General features: G+C 70.1%; 14 protein-coding genes. 4 read left to right on the top strand and 10 right to left on the bottom strand.

All coding sequences use genetic code 11. The features are described from left to right. Window positions 1-138 precede the first annotated feature (138 nt). Window positions 139-321, top strand: a complete 183-nt coding sequence (locus ACH34Q_RS29370) for a hypothetical protein (RefSeq protein ID WP_395986323.1) — start codon at window positions 139-141, stop codon at window positions 319-321. A gap of 116 nt (window positions 322-437) precedes the next feature. Here ACH34Q_RS29370 and ACH34Q_RS29365 read toward each other — a convergent pair whose 3' ends face one another. Then, the gene (locus ACH34Q_RS29365; protein WP_395986322.1) at window positions 438-2,048 is read right to left on the bottom strand and encodes a DHA2 family efflux MFS transporter permease subunit; all 1,611 of its coding nucleotides are present in this window, start codon (window positions 2,046-2,048) and stop codon (window positions 438-440) included. A 172-nt stretch (window positions 2,049-2,220) separates the two neighbouring features. Here ACH34Q_RS29365 and ACH34Q_RS29360 point away from each other — a divergent pair, with 172 nt between their 5' ends. Then, complete coding sequence (locus ACH34Q_RS29360) at window positions 2,221-2,718, top strand: MarR family winged helix-turn-helix transcriptional regulator (RefSeq protein ID WP_395986321.1); 498 nt, start codon at window positions 2,221-2,223, stop codon at window positions 2,716-2,718. 78 nt (window positions 2,719-2,796) lie between these two features. On the opposite strand, the gene ACH34Q_RS29355 is transcribed toward ACH34Q_RS29360, so the two are convergent. Both ACH34Q_RS29355 and ACH34Q_RS29350 read right to left on the bottom strand, forming a co-directional pair. Beyond that, window positions 2,797-3,189: a hypothetical protein gene (locus ACH34Q_RS29355; protein ID WP_395986320.1), complete on the bottom strand. Its 393-nt coding sequence runs from the start codon at window positions 3,187-3,189 to the stop codon at window positions 2,797-2,799. Continuing rightward, on the bottom strand, window positions 3,186-3,485 hold the full coding sequence (locus tag ACH34Q_RS29350; RefSeq protein WP_395986319.1) for a hypothetical protein: 300 nt from the start codon (window positions 3,483-3,485) through the stop codon (window positions 3,186-3,188). Before ACH34Q_RS29350 ends, ACH34Q_RS29355 begins: the two co-directional genes overlap by 4 nt. A 205-nt stretch (window positions 3,486-3,690) precedes the next feature. Here ACH34Q_RS29350 and ACH34Q_RS29345 point away from each other — a divergent pair, with 205 nt between their 5' ends. Then, window positions 3,691-5,022, top strand: coding sequence for a hypothetical protein (locus tag ACH34Q_RS29345; protein WP_395986318.1), 1,332 nt, complete (start codon window positions 3,691-3,693; stop codon window positions 5,020-5,022). Between the two features lie 27 nt (window positions 5,023-5,049). After that, window positions 5,050-6,069: a hypothetical protein gene (locus tag ACH34Q_RS29340; protein ID WP_395986317.1), complete on the top strand. Its 1,020-nt coding sequence runs from the start codon at window positions 5,050-5,052 to the stop codon at window positions 6,067-6,069. On the opposite strand, the gene ACH34Q_RS29335 is transcribed toward ACH34Q_RS29340, so the two are convergent. From ACH34Q_RS29335 to recQ, 7 genes are all read right to left on the bottom strand, one after another. Then, window positions 6,056-6,442 (bottom strand): DUF6924 domain-containing protein, encoded by a 387-nt coding sequence (locus ACH34Q_RS29335; RefSeq protein ID WP_395986316.1) that lies wholly within the window; start codon window positions 6,440-6,442, stop codon window positions 6,056-6,058. The genes ACH34Q_RS29340 and ACH34Q_RS29335 overlap by 14 nt on opposite strands. A gap of 158 nt (window positions 6,443-6,600) precedes the next feature. Beyond that, entirely contained in the window at window positions 6,601-8,934 is a 2,334-nt protein-coding gene (locus ACH34Q_RS29330) for a PQQ-binding-like beta-propeller repeat protein (protein ID WP_395986315.1), read from the bottom strand. 5 nt (window positions 8,935-8,939) lie between these two features. Then, window positions 8,940-10,328: a sensor histidine kinase gene (locus ACH34Q_RS29325; protein WP_395986314.1), complete on the bottom strand. Its 1,389-nt coding sequence runs from the start codon at window positions 10,326-10,328 to the stop codon at window positions 8,940-8,942. Next, window positions 10,325-11,005: a response regulator transcription factor gene (locus tag ACH34Q_RS29320; protein ID WP_395986313.1), complete on the bottom strand. Its 681-nt coding sequence runs from the start codon at window positions 11,003-11,005 to the stop codon at window positions 10,325-10,327. The genes ACH34Q_RS29325 and ACH34Q_RS29320 overlap by 4 nt, the downstream gene beginning before the upstream one ends. After that, window positions 11,002-11,517, bottom strand: a complete 516-nt coding sequence (locus tag ACH34Q_RS29315; RefSeq protein ID WP_395986312.1) for a hypothetical protein — start codon at window positions 11,515-11,517, stop codon at window positions 11,002-11,004. The genes ACH34Q_RS29320 and ACH34Q_RS29315 overlap by 4 nt, the downstream gene beginning before the upstream one ends. A gap of 68 nt (window positions 11,518-11,585) precedes the next feature. Beyond that, on the bottom strand, window positions 11,586-12,452 hold the full coding sequence (locus ACH34Q_RS29310; RefSeq protein WP_395986311.1) for an NAD(P)H-binding protein: 867 nt from the start codon (window positions 12,450-12,452) through the stop codon (window positions 11,586-11,588). Window positions 12,453-12,748: 296 nt separating this feature from the next. Then, a complete protein-coding gene (gene recQ, locus ACH34Q_RS29305; RefSeq protein ID WP_395986310.1) occupies window positions 12,749-14,647 on the bottom strand; it encodes a DNA helicase RecQ in 1,899 nt (632 codons plus the stop codon). Window positions 14,648-14,674 lie beyond the last annotated feature (27 nt).

The raw sequence follows: 14,674 nt of genomic DNA, 5'->3' as shown, positions 1-14,674 counted from the left end.
TCGCACGGCCGTGACCAGGCACGATGACTCCACACCCGTTCCGGCGCTCGTTCCTCAGGCTTGTCCTCAGGCCTGTCCTCAAGCCATTTTCATCGGCCTTTAGCGGGCCGAATTCGACCTGCCCGGAGGTGTCAGTTCTTGCGTGCCATCAACCAGAACCCCATGAACCACAACAACGGTGACGACAACCCCTTCCAGAAAGCCCTGAAGAAGAAGGGCAAGGGGCGGAATTCCGACCCGAAGTCGGCGGGCTTCGCCCGCAACAATGTCCGCCGGAACGCCCGGCAGATGCCCAACCGCCAACTCCAGCGCGGTCGCTGACCCCGGAGCAGGCACCGGGCGATCCCAGGCCCCGGCCCGTCCAGCGACGGGCCGGGGCCGTACCCGCCTCACGTAAGAGCGGCCTCACGTACGGGCAGCTTGATGTACGAGCCGACCTACGTACGGGCCGGCTCGACCGCATCGGCGTCGGCGGCGGTGGCGGTGCCGCGAGGGATGAGGGCTGTGGCGATGAGCCCGAGGACGAGCAGTCCCGCCGCGAGGTAGGCACCGAAGGCCAGCGCCTCGGTCATCGCCTGCCGTGCCGCGTCGGCGACGGCGACGGTCCTCGGATCGGCGGCCAGTGGCGCGATCACCGCGCCGGCGCTGTCGGTGACGGCACCCGCGTGCCGGGCGGCCTCGGCATCGGGCATGCCGCCGCCGGTCAGCAGCCGGTCCACCTTGGAATCGAGCATGCTGAAGAAGACCGTGGTGAGCACCGCGATGCCCAGCGCGGCGCCCATCTCGCGCGCGGCGCTCTGGATGCCCGAAGCCTGACCGGCGCTCGCGTCCGGGACGTCGGTGAGCACGACGTTGGTGACCTGGGCCGTGGCGAACCCGACGCCCGTCCCGTACAGCATCAGGGCCAGCGCGATCGGCCACCACGGGACGTCCGCCGTCGCGATCAGGCCCAGGCAGGCCAGGCCCGCGACCTCCAGTGCCAGCCCGAGGCGGACCATCCCCAGCGGCGAGACCTTGCCGTCCATCCCCGCACTGGCGCCGCTGGCCAGGAAGCTGCCCACGGCCAGGGGGACCAGGGCGAGTCCGGCCTGGAGCGCGCCGTAGCCGAGGGTGAACTGCAGCCACAGCGGCAGCACGGCGATGATGCCGAACTCGCCGAGCCCGATGAACAGCGTCGCGATGTTGCCGTTCCGGAAGGACGCGATCGAGAACAGCCGCAGATCGACCAGGGGCGGCGTGCCGGTGCCGTCGCGTCCGAGTGCGGCCTGCCTGCGAGCGAAGGCGGTCAGCGCCACCACGGCCACCAGCAGCGCGACCAGCACGGGTGACGGCCCGCCGTCCCAGGACAGGCCCGCGATGTTCAGCGGATGGACGGTGCCGAGCCAGCCGTACGTGCGTCCCTCGATCATCGCGAACGCGAGCAGCCCGAGCCCGGCGATGGACAGGAGCGCGCCGATGACGTCGACGCGCCCGCTCGTACGCGGCGAGGGCGCGAGGAACGCCGCCACTCCCGCGAAGACCAGGGCACCGAGCGGGATGTTGATGCCGAAGGCCCAGCGCCACGACCCCTCCGCGAGCGCGCCGCCGAGCAGCGGGCCGAGGGCGGCCGCGGCACCGATCGTCGAGCCCCAGATCGCGAACGCCTGACCGCGCTCGCGTCCGGTGAAGTTGGCGTTCACCAGGGCCAGCGAGGACGGCAGGATCATCGCCCCGCCGATCCCCTGCAGGAAGCGCGCCGCCACGAGCGTCCCGCCGCCGGTCGCGAGCCCGGCCAGGACGCTGGTCGCCGCGAAGACGACGACTCCGGCGAGGAACATCCGCCGGGCACCGATCAGGTCCGACAGGCGGCCGGTCACCAGCAGCAGCGCCGCGAAGACGATCGCGTACGACTCCTGGACCCACTGGACCTGGACCGAGCCGACGTTCAGGTCCTCGACCAGCGGGGGAACGATCACGTTGACGATCGTGGCGTCCACCACGATCAGTCCCACCCCCAGCGAGAGGGCGATCAGCCCGAGCCATCGGCGCGCGGCCGGAGCATCACTCACAACAATTACCTCCATCATGAAGTTACTTTATGATGAAGATATATTGTGGGAGCGATAGATTGTCAAAGCGCGCCACAGAGCGGATACGCCACGGTGCGGATGCGGCTCGGGCGGATGCGGCACGGGCGGATGCGGCACGGGGCGGATCGCGGTACGACAGCGGAGGACATCGATGGAGGCGCCGGACCCCAGTGACCTCGCGGCGCATCGCGGGCAGATCCTGGGCGGCCTGCGGGTGTTCGGGGCCAACTACACCGAGATGACCCGGCGCTTCGCGCGCTGGCTGGGACTGCACTCGACCGACGCCGCCGCCCTGGCGGAGATCCTCTACGCCGAGGACAAGGGCGAGCCGCTGACCCCGTCCCGGCTCAGCGAACGGATCTCGCTGTCATCGGGCGCCACGGCGACGCTGCTGAACAGGCTGGAGACCGCCGGGCACGTCGTCCGTACGCGCGAGAACACCGACCGGCGGGTCGTCACCCTGCGCAGCAGCCCCCAGATCCAGGCGCCCGCCATCGAGTTCTTCGCGCCCCTCGCCCGGCACATGGACGCCATGCTCGCCCAGTACCCGCCCGAGCTGCTCGAACGGTTCGAGGGCTTCCTCGATCACCTGAGCACCACGATGGAAGAGGTCCTCGCCGAAGAGGCACGCGAGCCCCGGAGCGGCTGACCGCCGCCCACCGCTCCCCTCGTTGACTCGTGGCGTGTTCGCCCCTCGCATCGCCCGTGGAGGCGAACACGCCACGAGTCAACGCAAGGCGGCGATGCCGAGCACTCGCCGCAGCAGCGACCGGCGCCGTACGGGGGCGCGGCGCGGCGGGCGCCCATCTCTGGGACGGGGCGTACCTGCGGGCGTCCTCGCGCCGGTCCTCGCGCCGGTCCTCGCGGGGGTCCTTGCGGGGGGACGCGCGTAGCGGGACACCTGCCGGTACCAGAAGATCTCCTCCAGCCGCCGTCCCAGCTCGGCCGGAGTGTGCGCCTCCACCAGATGATCCCGCCCGTTCCGGTCCCGGAGCATGGCCCACCAGGAGCCGGTGTACTCGCCGTACCAGGTCAGCACCCTGGGGAATCGGCGCGCCAGCTCGGCAACCGCCCGTTCCGGATCAAGCTCAGCCGCTCCCCATGGCGCGACGGCGGTCATCGCCCTGCCTCCGGCGCATGCGCCCGTTCGCCCATGTACGCCATGACGGCCAGCGCGGCATCGGAGATCCGGTCGGCCGGAGCGATCGGCTCGCCCCACGACGTCCAGAACCACACCCGCTGGTCCTCGTCCCGCGCCCGGCAGCCGATGGTGTCGGCCACCAGCGAGCAACACCCCATCACCTGCGGATTGACCACCCTGAGCCCGCTCGCTCGGCGCTCGGTCGTGAAACCGCATGCGGACAAGAACGCGTCCAGCACTGCGAGCGGATCGGTCTCGGTCCTACGATCAGCCATGGGTCCGACCTCCGTTGTCGGATCAAGGCCCCGGTACTGGTGCTAGCCCACCAGCCGGGGCCGCCTTGTCTCTGAGGCAAGCAAGGCCTGCCGCCGTAACTCAGTGAATCCACATCGAGCCCCTGAGTCACCGTGATAAGTAGGGGTGAGCGCGGATACGACTGCGTATCCGCGAATATCCGCAGATCATGGAGGGGTCGGCGTGATGCCTGCCCAGCAGACGGCCCGTCCCGGGTCACGGATGCGAGCGGAGCGCAAGGCGCACGGCTACACCGTCGCCGGACTGGCCGAGTGCTTCCGCGAGATCGCGCCTGACCGCATCAAGCGACGGCTGCCCAGCCTCAGAGACCTCGAACGCACGATCCGAGGCCACGAAGCCGGCGAACACGTTCCCGGCCCCACGTACCGCCTCCTGTACGCCCTCGCGTACGACACCACCGAGGACAGGCTCTTCAACCGGCCCGCGTCAGAGGCGACCCCGCTGGGTAGCGTCCAAGGAACGGACACTCCTCAGGAATGGGACGAAATGGAGCGTCGACTTCTCCTCCGGCTGGCCGTTCTAGGTGTGGGAGCCGGTGCGCTCGCGCCCCAGGGGGAAGCAGCAGTCCAACTCCTCGATGCCACGCTGACCAGCGCGCCCCGCGACATGGACGACTGGCAGCTGGCCTGCGCCGATCACCTTCACGCTCTCCGCACCCGCCCACCGCAGGAAGCCCGCGAAGACCTCGTCCTGGATCTGCTCGCCATCCAGCGCCAGATCCAGACTCCCGGCGAAGAGGACAGGACCGAGTTGCTGCGCATCCTGGCCGCTCTCTCCACACTCCACGCCAACATCCTGACCCGCCTTGGCGCACACGGCTCGGCAGTGCGCTGGTGGCGCACCGCCCGCCAGACAGCCGACGCCACTGGAGATCTCGACCTTCGCCTCATGGTCCGCCGCTCCGAAGCGGGCGCTGGGCTCTATGGCCAGCGCGACCCGGCGACCGTCCTCCAACTCACCCAGAAGGCGCAACAGATCGCCGGAGATCGCCCCTCCCTCGGCCAAGCACTCATCGCCGGAACGCAAGCGAAGGCACTCTCCCTGCTTGGCAGGCACGCAGAGGCGAAGCGGACCCTCCACGACTTTGTGAACGCCGCTCCGGACGACTGGCCGTCAAGCCTCATCCCCGCTTACTGGACCAGCGACCAAGTCCAGTTCACCGAAAGCTGGGTCTACGCAAGCGCGGGGGAGGAAACCGGCGCGGATGCCGCCCGCGACCGCGTCCTGGCACATCGCTTCCTGGACTATCAGTACGCGGCGAACGTCCGGCTCCACGAAGCACTCTGCACCGTCGTGAGGGGCGGCGTCGACCAGGGCTCCCAGCAGGCAGCGGCCGTACTCGACGCGCTCCCGGCCTCGTACCGCAGCCACATGATCAGCGAGATCGGCAGGAACGTACTCCGCGCCATTCCCATCGAGCAACGACAGCGCCCCGCGCCGCGGGAGTTCCAAGAAGTCCTGGCCAGCACCGCTCCCCGCACGTTGCTCCCCACCTGATCCTGAGACCTCCAGGAACGAGACAAGATGGAGCGTCGACGCCTGCTGCTGGCCACCGTCGGTATAGCGGCCGGAGCGTTCAGCTCGCCCGGTGAATCCCTCCGCCAACTCCTCGACCTGGCTCGGGAGAGTGAGCCCCGCTCCATCGAGGATTGGGGCTTGACCTGTGTCGATCAACTACACGCGCTACGTACGCGCCCGCCGGTCGCGGTCCGCAACGGCCTCAGCGTCGATCTGCTGGCAATCCATCGTCAACTGAAGACCGCCAATGCCAAGGACCTCCCGGAGCTGCATCGAGTCCTCGCGGCACTGTCCACGCTGCACGCCAACGTGCTGACCCGACTCGGTGACCATGGTGGCGCCATCCACTGGTGGCGCACTGCGAGAGCCGCCGCCGACGCGTCCGGTGACCTTGATGTTCGCCTGATGGTCCGTACCGAAGAAGTGGGCTTCGGCCTCTACGGGCAGCGTGACCTGGAGACCGTTCTCCGGTTGATCGAAGCCGCTCAGCGGCTTGCGGGTGACTCGCCCTCCTTCTGGAACGCCGACCTTGCCGGGACCCGGGCAAAGGCACTGTCTCTCCTCGGGAGGCACGACGAGGCGAAACAGGCGCTGCACACCTTTGTCAGGTTCGAAGGAGGCGACGGCCGTGCCAGCGTCTTCCCGACGCTTTGGAGCTTTGACCAGCCACGCTTCGCCGAAAGCTGGGTCTACGCGGGCGCGGGCGACGAAGCCGAAGCTGACAGAGCGCGTGGGAATGTGCTCGCTCTGAGCCGCCCCGGCGACTACGTGTACAAGACCAATGTTCAGCTCCACGCAGCCCGCTGCACCGTGGTGAACGGCGGCATCCGCGAAGGCGCCCGGCAGGCGTCGGCGGTGCTGGACGCACTGGAGCCCTCGTACCGCAACCGCCTGATCACCGAAACCGCCAAGTCCGTCCTGCACACCATCCCCCTTGGGCAACGTGGATCCCCGGCGGCCCGCGAGTTCCAGGAAGTACTGACCAGCACCGCTCCACGCCTACGGGGTGAATTCAGAAGCCTCTGAAGGTGCCGTCCTCATCGACGGCATCGGCGAACTCCTCGTAGTCCATGTTCGCGATGGAGAGGTTGTTGTCGATCGACCAGAACTCCGTGGCGATGACACGGATCGCGCCGTCGGGTTCGGCGCGCTGGTCGATCACGAGAAGGGGCATCTCAGCCGAACCGAGGGTGGTCCTGTCCACCACGGCCATGAACCGGTGCTCAGCACCGTCCTGCCTGACCATGGTCAGGACCCGGTCCGTTGGCAGATCCCTGTACGCCGGATCGTCGATGACCTCCCCGTACGCCCTGAAGCCGTCCTCGTTGGGCGTCTCGATGGTCGTACGGACGGCTTCCCATGCCTGTTGATCAGAGAAATCGGTTCGGACCACCAGCATGGGTCCTCCTGAGGCGGCGGTCGCGTGGCCCTGTCTTCGCGGGGACGGTTCGAAGCGCGGTATCCCCGGCAGTCATGGGTGATCATCCTGCCACCGAAGGCGATCTGACAGGGGTACGCGGAGCGGTGCGGCCGTGTGCGCCTGCTCCGGTACGGGTGTCAGGGGCGTTCGCCGGTGGCCGCGTTGATGGCCAGGAGTTCCTTGCCGTCCACGACGTAGACGGCATCCTGGCCCAGGGCCAATGCGTTCACCTTCAGGTCGGTCGTCCAGCGCTCCTTGCCGGTACGCGCGTCGAGGGCGATGAGGGAATTGCCGTCGGAGCGGAATCGGCGCGGCGTATGCGTCCTGAGGTAGAGGGTGCCGTTGTCGACGCCTGCCATTCGTGCGGTGGAGTCGCGGTCGGACTTCCAGAGTTGGCTGCGCGTACGGAGGTCGACGGCCGCGAGCGTCGTGCGGCGCTTGGTGCCGAACAGCGAGTTCTCGTCGCGGTTCTGGCGTATGTAGGCGATGTTTCCGTGGATCTCCAACTCGCCGGAATTCGCGTCGGGGAAGTCCGTCCGCCAGAGCCGGGTGCCCTTCGTACGGTCGAAGGCGTGCACGGTACCGTCGGCGAGCACGTAGACGGTGGTGCCTGAGGCCGCCAGGGCCGCGTCCGACTTGACCGGGATCGACGCGTCCCAGCGTGAGCGTCCGGTGCTCGCGGTCAGCGCGTGCAGCCGGAACTGGTCGTTCGCCGTCTCGGCCAGGGCGTACACGTTCTCGTCGTCGGACGCGACCTCCTCGATGTCTCCGGTGAATCGCCAGCTCTCGCCCGAGGTCGTCCCGTAGGACATGAGGGATCCCTTGCCGGTGCCAGAGCCGGTGATCTTGACGTTGATCCGGTCCGCGGTGCTGTCCCGGGCGAGGCCGGAACAGGAAGCCCCGGGAAGGGTCGTGGTCCAGCGGCGTTGGCCGTTCGCCAGATCGATGACGGAGATCTGCAGGTCGTCCCGGGTCTCCGGGCGGTCGATCTCGTCCAGTACGGCGAGGTTCCCGGCATCGTCGGGCTTGCCCGGCACGCAGCCGTCCTTGCTGAGCGGGACCTGCCATTGCCGCTTGCCGGTGGCCGGGTCGAGCCCGGACAGCTTGCTCTCGCTACGGACCAGAAGGCGGTCGCCGTAGCGGCCGATGACGGTTTCCAGGCCACCGGTCGACGCCCATCGGCGTTGGCCCGTACGCGCGTCATAGGCGGCCGTACCGGTGGAACGGCCCGCGTACACCCGTCCATCGGCCACCACCGTCGGGCCGTACACGCCGTCCACCGACCAGGGGCGGAAGCCGCCGCCCTGGCCGGAATCCCCGCGGTTGGCGAGGGCCACGCCTCCCGAGACGACCCCGACGGTCAGCACCACGGCCAGTGCGGAACGTCTGACTCTGCCTGCCTTGGGACGTGGCGCGACGCTGGACGGTGGCTCTGTCCGGTCGGTGACCGTGGTGAACGGGTGTGGTGTGGGCGGAGAGGGCGCGGGCGGAGTCGGCTCTGGCCGGGGAGGCTCCGCAGGCGGCGGCGTCGGGCGCGGTGGATCGGGTGTGGGTGGGTCTGGTTCGGGGTCGGGTGGTGTGGGTTCGGGGGTGGCGTAGTGGGAGATCTCGGCGGCGTGGGCGTCGATCAGAGTGGCGTGGGGGCCGGTGGCCCAGTCGGTGCGGTGGCCGGCGACCTCGGCCGCCAGTTCTTCCAGGAGTTCGTGCGGGGTCGGGCGGTCGGCGGGTTCCTTGGCCAGGCAGCGGGTGATCAGGGAGTGCAGGGCCGGGGGGACACCGGTGAGGTCCGGGTTTCCGGTGAGCAGGCGCTGGATCAGGACGGGGAGGCTGGTGCCCGTTCCGAACGGGGGTCGGCCGGTGGCGGCGAAGCAGAGGACGCCGCCGAGGGAGAAGACGTCGCTGACCGGGCCGATCTCCTCGTCGCGGGCCTGTTCCGGGGACATGTACTCGGGGGTACCGATCATGCCCTGGGTGATGTCGGTGGCGTTGAAGGCGTGCACGATGCCGAAGTCGATGACGCGGGGGCCGTCCTGGGCGAGCAGGATGTTGGACGGCTTGAGGTCGCGGTGGACGAGGTCCGCGGCGTGGATCGCGGTCAGGGCCTCGGCGAGGGCGGCGGCCAGAGCGGTGACCATCCGGGCGGGGAGCGGGCCGTGCTGTTGGATGACCGTCTTCAGGTCCGGGCCGGGGACGTGCGCGGTGGCCAGCCAGGGCGGGTCGCTGTCGGGGTCGGCGTCGATGACGGGTGCGGTGTAGAAGCCGCTGACGGCCTTGGCCGCCTCGGTCTCGCGGCGGAACCGCTGCCGGAACCTGGGGTCGTCCGCCTTGTCGGTGTGGATGACCTTGACGGCCGCGAGCCTGCCGCCCGGGGACCTGGCCAGGTAGACCCGGCCCATCCCGCCGGCGCCGAGCCTGGCCAGCAGGTGGAACGCGGCGATGCGCGGCGGGTCCGAGGGGGCGAGGGGCTGCATGCCCGTCACCCTTCTGGATCATCTACCGCCGTGGCAACCGGTTCGGTGATGGAACGTGCCGGAAGCGTGACGCGAACGGTCGTGCCCTTGCCCGGGGACGAGAGCAGTTCGGCCCGTCCGCCGTGGGCGGCGGCGATGGCGGTGACGATGGGGAGACCGAGGCCCGCCCCGGTGGTTCCTTCCCCTGAACGGTGGAAGCGTTCAAAGGCGCGGGCGGCGTCGCCTGCGGACATACCCGGGCCCTCGTCGATGACCTCGATGGTGAGCGGGTCCGGGGTCAGCCGTACGGTGGCGGGCGTTCCTGCAGGGGTGTGGGTACGGACGTTCGCCAGCAGGTTGGCGAGGACCTGGCGGAGGCGCGGCTCGTCCACGACGGCTTCGAGCGAGTCGGGGGCGTCGAGCGTGAACGTACGGTCCGGGTCGGCGGCCGATGCGTCCGCGACGGCGTCGCGGGCGAGCGCGGCCAGGTCGGTGCGGACGGGCTTCAGGGAGGCCTCGCGGTCGAGGCGGGCGAGTTCGAGCAGGTCGTGGACGAGGCGGCTCATGCGCTGGGCCTCGTCCTCGATACGGCGCATGGCGTCGGGCAGTTCGTCGGGGCCGAGGGCGCCGTGCCGGTAGAGCTCCGCGTACCCCTGGATCGTGGTGAGCGGCGTGCGGAGTTCGTGCGAGGCGTCGGCGGCGAACTCGCGGACGCGGGCCTCGGAACGGCTCCGGGCGTGGAAGGCCTGCTCGATCCGGTCCAGCATCACGTTGATCGCGGCGGCGAGCCGGGAGGTCTCGGAACGGGATTCCGGGTCGGGCATCCGCGCGCGCAGGTCGCCGCCGGCCGCGATCGCCTGGGCCGTCAGGGCCATCCGGTTGAGCGGGAGCAGGCCTCGGGCGATCAGCCAGCGGCCGAGCAGGAGGAGCGCGGCGAGCAGCAGGGCGGCCGTGGCGATCTCGGTGAGGACGAGGTTGCGGACGGCCGAGCGGATCTCGTCCAGCGGCGTCGCGACGACCACCGTTCCGCCCGTACGGGACGGGCGGGCCACCGCGCGCATCCCTTCAAGGGAGAACGGCTCCCCGGCATGGGCGGCGAGGCCGGACGGTCCGAGCCTCTCGACCGCGGTGACCGCCTCCTGCGGGTCCACGGACGGGCCCGGGGCGCCGAGCACGCGGACCTGGCCCGCCCGGTTCACGTGCAGAACGAGGAACTCCGCCGGCGCCACGCCCTCACCGGCAAGGCCGGGCCGCACGAGGCGGGTGACCGCGCGGTCGCGGGTGGAACGCAACTGCTCGTCCACGCGGTGCATCAGGTAGCCGTGCAGGACGAACGCGCTGACCAGACCCATGATCAGCAGTCCGGAGAGGGTCACCGCGACGAGCCCGGCCAGCAGCCGGGTGTTGAGCGTCATCCCCGCAGCGCGTAGCCGACGCCGCGCTTGGTGTGGATCAGCGGCGGGCCCAGCGGATCGAGCTTGCGCCGCAGGTAGCTGACGTAGGTCTCCAGGACCTGCGCGTTCCCGTGGTGCTCCCATCCCCACACGTTCTCAAGGAGCTGGGCCCGGGTGAGCACCTGGCCGGGATTGCGCATCATGAACGCCAGCAGCCGGAACTCGGTGGGCGACAGCTCGATGTCGGTGCCCGCGCGCCGTACGGTCCAGCGGGACTCGTCCAGCTCCAGATCGGCGATCCGCAGCACCGGATCGGCTTCCTTGGGGGACGCCCGGCGCAGTACGGCGCGGACGCGGGCGATCAGCGCGTCGATCGAGAACGGCTTGGTGACATAGTCATCGCCGCCGAGGGTGAGTCCGGTGACCGTGTCGGAGGGGGTGTCCCGGGCGGTCAGGAAGATCACCGGAGTCTCGTCGCCGCCGGACCGCAGCCGGCGGCAGACCTCGAACCCGTCGAGGTCGGGCAGCATCACGTCGAGCAGGATCAGGCCGGGCCGCCGCTCGCGGGCCTCGCGCAGCGCCTCGGCCCCGTTCCCGGCCTCGCCGGTCTCGAAGCCGTGGAAGCGCAGGGCCGTCCGGACCAGGTCGCGGATGTTGGCCTCGTCCTCGACGATCAGGACCAGCGGGTTCTCGGTCACCTGGGTTTCGGGATCCTGATCATCTGGGCGGTCCGGGTGGTGCCGGCCCGCTCACCGATCACGATGACCCGGTCGCCGTTCGCGAGCGCGGACACCGCCGACTTCTCCCCCTCCTTGTGCACGCGGGTGCCGCCGACGGTCACCCACGTCCAGCTGATGCCGTCCGCGCTGCGTACCGTCACGTTCGCGCCGGAACGGCCCGTGACCTCGCCCGTCTGCCAGGTGCGCAGATGGAACCCGTCCTTGCGCTGCACGGTCGCCTCACCGTGAACGCCCCGGACACCGGCGGCCCAGCGACCCCGGTGGCGGGGACCGTCCTGGCCCCGATGGCGGGGTCCCTTCTCGCCCCGGTAACCCTTCTGGCCGGGCTCCTTGGCCTTCGGGTGCGCCGACGTGGTCGCGCTGGGGGAGGGCGATGGATTGGCGGCGGCCGGTACGGCCAGGTACAGCCCGAGGCCGAGCAGGGTGGCCCCGCCGAGGCCGGCCGCCAACGTCTTCCTGGTTACCTTCATGGGACTTACCTAATCGGACTCTCCTGGCAGTAGGCCAGGGAGAAGTCTGGGATAACCCTGGGAATCCGTCAGCGGAAGTCGGCCGCGTGGTCGCGCGCCCACTCCGCGAACGTGCGCGCGGGCCGTCCGGTGACCGCTTCGGCCGTCGGGAACGGCCCGTACGCGGCCAGGTCGAAGTCCTCGGCGGAGTCCGGGTCCGCCTCGCCTCCCCCGTAGTCCTCGAAGCCCAGCAGGAAGTCGGCGTTCTCCGCCGCGAAACCGCCCTGCTTCAGGTAGATCTCCCGCGCCTCCTGCGGCGTGACGCGCTCGATCCGGATCTCCTCCCCGATGGCCGACGCGATGGCCTCGACCTGGTCGCGGAGGGAGACGGGCTCTGGACCGTTCAGGTCGTACGCCTTGCCCGCGTGGCCGTCGGAGAGCAGCGCGGTGACGGCGACGTCCGCGATGTCGCGCTCGTGGACCGGGCACCAGGCCGCGTCCGGCTTCGGCTCCCGTACGACCCGTTCGGTACGGATCGACGGGCCCCACAGCCACACCTTGTTCAGCATGAACTCCCCGGGCCGTACGTGGGTCCACTCCAGGCCGGACGCCTCCACGGCCTGCTCCACGGGCAGGTGGAAGTCGGTGTCGTACCCGCCGGTCACGGCACCGGACGACAGCACGACGATGCGCCGCACGCCCGCCCGCACGGCCAGCTCGACCACCTGCCGGGCGGTCGCCGCGACCGGGAAGAGGTACAGGCGCTCGACACCGCGCAGGGCGTCCACCAGGCCCTCGGGCTCGGTCAGGTCGCCGCCGGCCACCTCGACGCCGTCCGGGAAGGACGCCTTGGCCGGGGTACGGGTCAGCGCCCGCACCTTCGCGCCTTCCTGTGCGAGCCGTTCGACCACGAGCCGGCCGACGCCGCCGTTCGCACCTGTCACCAGGATCGTCATCGCGTTCCCCCTTGTTCCGGGCATGGCGAACAGGCCCCAGGTCAGGGGCTCGTTCGCGATGCGGAGAGGCTCCATCGTGCGGCCGGCACGGGAGGAAAGGCAAACGCGAACATGATGTTCATATACCGCACTGACCTGCGGTTTCATCCATGGGGCGGATCCGGTGACCGGCCCCCTGACCTGCGAATTCGAGAAATCCGGTCAATTTTTGGGCGTGCTCGTTTCGACGTGCTCGCCCCGGCGGTGCTCAATCGCCGATGGTGCTCGCCCCGGCGGTGCTCAACGCTCGACGGTGCTCAATCCTCGGCGGCGAGCGTCTCCAGGACCTGCTCGCCGTACTTGGCGAGCTTGTTCTCGCCGACGCCGCTCACCTTGCCCAGCTCGTCCAGCGAGGACGGCAGCGCGGTGGCGATCTCGCGCAGCGTCGCGTCGTGGAAGATCACGTACGCGGGCATGCCCTGTTCCTTGGCGGTCGCGGCCCGCCAGGCGCGCAGCCGCTCGAACACCGGCTGCGCCCCGGCGGGAAGGTCCACCGGCGCCTTGCGCTCCTTGGCCGTCCTGGCGGCCTTGGTCGCGGTACGTTCCGGCTCCCGGCGCATCATGACCTTGCGCTCGCCGCGCAGCACCTCGGAGCTGGTGTCGGTCAGGACCAGCGCGCCGTAGTTGCTCTCCACGGCCATCAGCCCCTGCGCCAGCAGTTGCCGTACGACGCCGCGCCACTCGGCCTCGCGCAGGTCGGCGCCGATGCCGAAGACGCTGAGCGCGTCATGGTCGAACTGGATGATCTTGGCGTTCTTCTTGCCGAGCAGGATGTCGACGACATGGCCGGCGCCGAACTTCTGCCGCCGCTCGCGATCGAGCCGGACGACGGTCGACAGCACCTTCTGCGCGGGGACCGTACCGTCCCAGGACTCCGGCGGGGACAGGCACGTGTCGCAGTTGCCGCACGGCTCGCCGGGCTGGCCGAAGTAGTCGAGCAGCCGCACCCGGCGGCAGTCGACGGTCTCGCACAGCGCCAGCATCGCGTCCAGGTGCTGCCCCAGCCGCCGCCGATGCGCCAGGTCGCCTTCCGAGCCCTCGATCATCTTGCGGAGGTTGACGACGTCCTGCAGCCCGTACGCCAGCCAGGCGGTGGACGGCAGCCCGTCACGTCCCGCGCGGCCGGTCTCCTGGTAGTAGCCCTCCACCGACTTCGGCAGGTCCAGATGGGCCACGAACCGCACGTCGGGCTTGTCGATGCCCATCCCGAACGCGATCGTCGCGACCATGACCAGCCCGTCCTCGCGCAGGAACCGCGACTGGTTGGCGGCGCGCGTGCCGGAGTCGAGGCCCGCGTGGTACGGCAGCGCCTCGATCCCGTTCGTGGACAGGAACTCGGCCGTCTTGTCGACGGAGTTGCGCGACAGGCAGTAGACGATCCCCGCATCGCCCGCGTGCTCGGTCTGCAGCAGCCGCAGCAGCTGGCGCTTGGCGTCGGACTTGGGCTCGATCCGGTACTGGATGTTGGGCCGGTCGAAGCTCGCCACGAAATGGCGGGCGTTCTCCAGGTCGAGCCGGGAGGCGATCTCGGCCCGGGTCGCCGGGGTGGCGGTGGCCGTCAGCGCGATCCGCGGCACGTCGGGCCAGCGCTCGTGCAGCCCCGACAGCAGCAGGTAGTCGGGCCGGAAGTCGTGCCCCCACTGCGCCACGCAGTGCGCCTCGTCGATCGCGAACAGCGCGACCGTACCCCGGTCGAGCAGCTGTACGGCCGACGGCACCCGCAGCCGCTCGGGCGCCAGGTAGAGCAGATCGAGCTCGCCCGCGAGGAACTGCGCCTCGACCACCCGGCGCTCGTCGAAGTCCTGGGTGGAGTTGAGGAACCCGGCCTGGACGCCCGCCGCCCGCAGCGCGTCCACCTGGTCCTGCATCAGCGCGATCAGCGGCGAGATCACCACCGCGGTGCCCTTACGGACCAGCGCGGGGATCTGGTAGCACAGCGACTTGCCGCCACCGGTCGGCATCAGGACCAGGGCGTCGCCGCCCTCCACCACATGCTCGATGATCTCCTGCTGGCCGTCCCGGAACGTGTCGTACCCGAACACGCGCCGCAGCGCCCGCAGCGCCTCGGTCTCCGTGCCGGCCTGCACGGTGTCCGCAGACGAGGTGTCAGCGGGCACGGTGTCGGCTGTCTCTGTGTCGATCTCCGGTACGGCCACCCGTTCATGTTAGTGACCGGAACGGGG

Origin of the sequence: Actinomadura sp. 9N407, from assembly GCF_044326315.1 — a bacterium.
Classification (GTDB): Bacteria; Actinomycetota; Actinomycetes; order Streptosporangiales; family Streptosporangiaceae; genus Spirillospora.
Note: the sequence above shows the minus strand (reverse complement) of the source record. Positions and strands in the feature narration are given on the sequence as shown.

Bases quoted from the DNA above. Each gene is read 5' to 3' on its own strand.
- ACH34Q_RS29360 (WP_395986321.1), top strand. From the start codon at position 2,221: ATGGAGGCGCCGGACCCCAGTGACCTCGCGGCGCATCGCGGGCAGATC.
- ACH34Q_RS29355 (WP_395986320.1), bottom strand. From the start codon at position 3,189: ATGACCGCCGTCGCGCCATGGGGAGCGGCTGAGCTTGATCCGGAACGG.
- ACH34Q_RS29350 (WP_395986319.1), bottom strand. From the start codon at position 3,485: ATGGCTGATCGTAGGACCGAGACCGATCCGCTCGCAGTGCTGGACGCG.
- ACH34Q_RS29345 (WP_395986318.1), top strand. From the start codon at position 3,691: ATGCCTGCCCAGCAGACGGCCCGTCCCGGGTCACGGATGCGAGCGGAG.
- ACH34Q_RS29340 (WP_395986317.1), top strand. From the start codon at position 5,050: ATGGAGCGTCGACGCCTGCTGCTGGCCACCGTCGGTATAGCGGCCGGA.
- ACH34Q_RS29335 (WP_395986316.1), bottom strand. From the start codon at position 6,442: ATGCTGGTGGTCCGAACCGATTTCTCTGATCAACAGGCATGGGAAGCC.
- ACH34Q_RS29330 (WP_395986315.1), bottom strand. From the start codon at position 8,934: ATGCAGCCCCTCGCCCCCTCGGACCCGCCGCGCATCGCCGCGTTCCAC.
- ACH34Q_RS29325 (WP_395986314.1), bottom strand. From the start codon at position 10,328: ATGACGCTCAACACCCGGCTGCTGGCCGGGCTCGTCGCGGTGACCCTC.
- ACH34Q_RS29315 (WP_395986312.1), bottom strand. From the start codon at position 11,517: ATGAAGGTAACCAGGAAGACGTTGGCGGCCGGCCTCGGCGGGGCCACC.
- ACH34Q_RS29310 (WP_395986311.1), bottom strand. From the start codon at position 12,452: ATGACGATCCTGGTGACAGGTGCGAACGGCGGCGTCGGCCGGCTCGTG.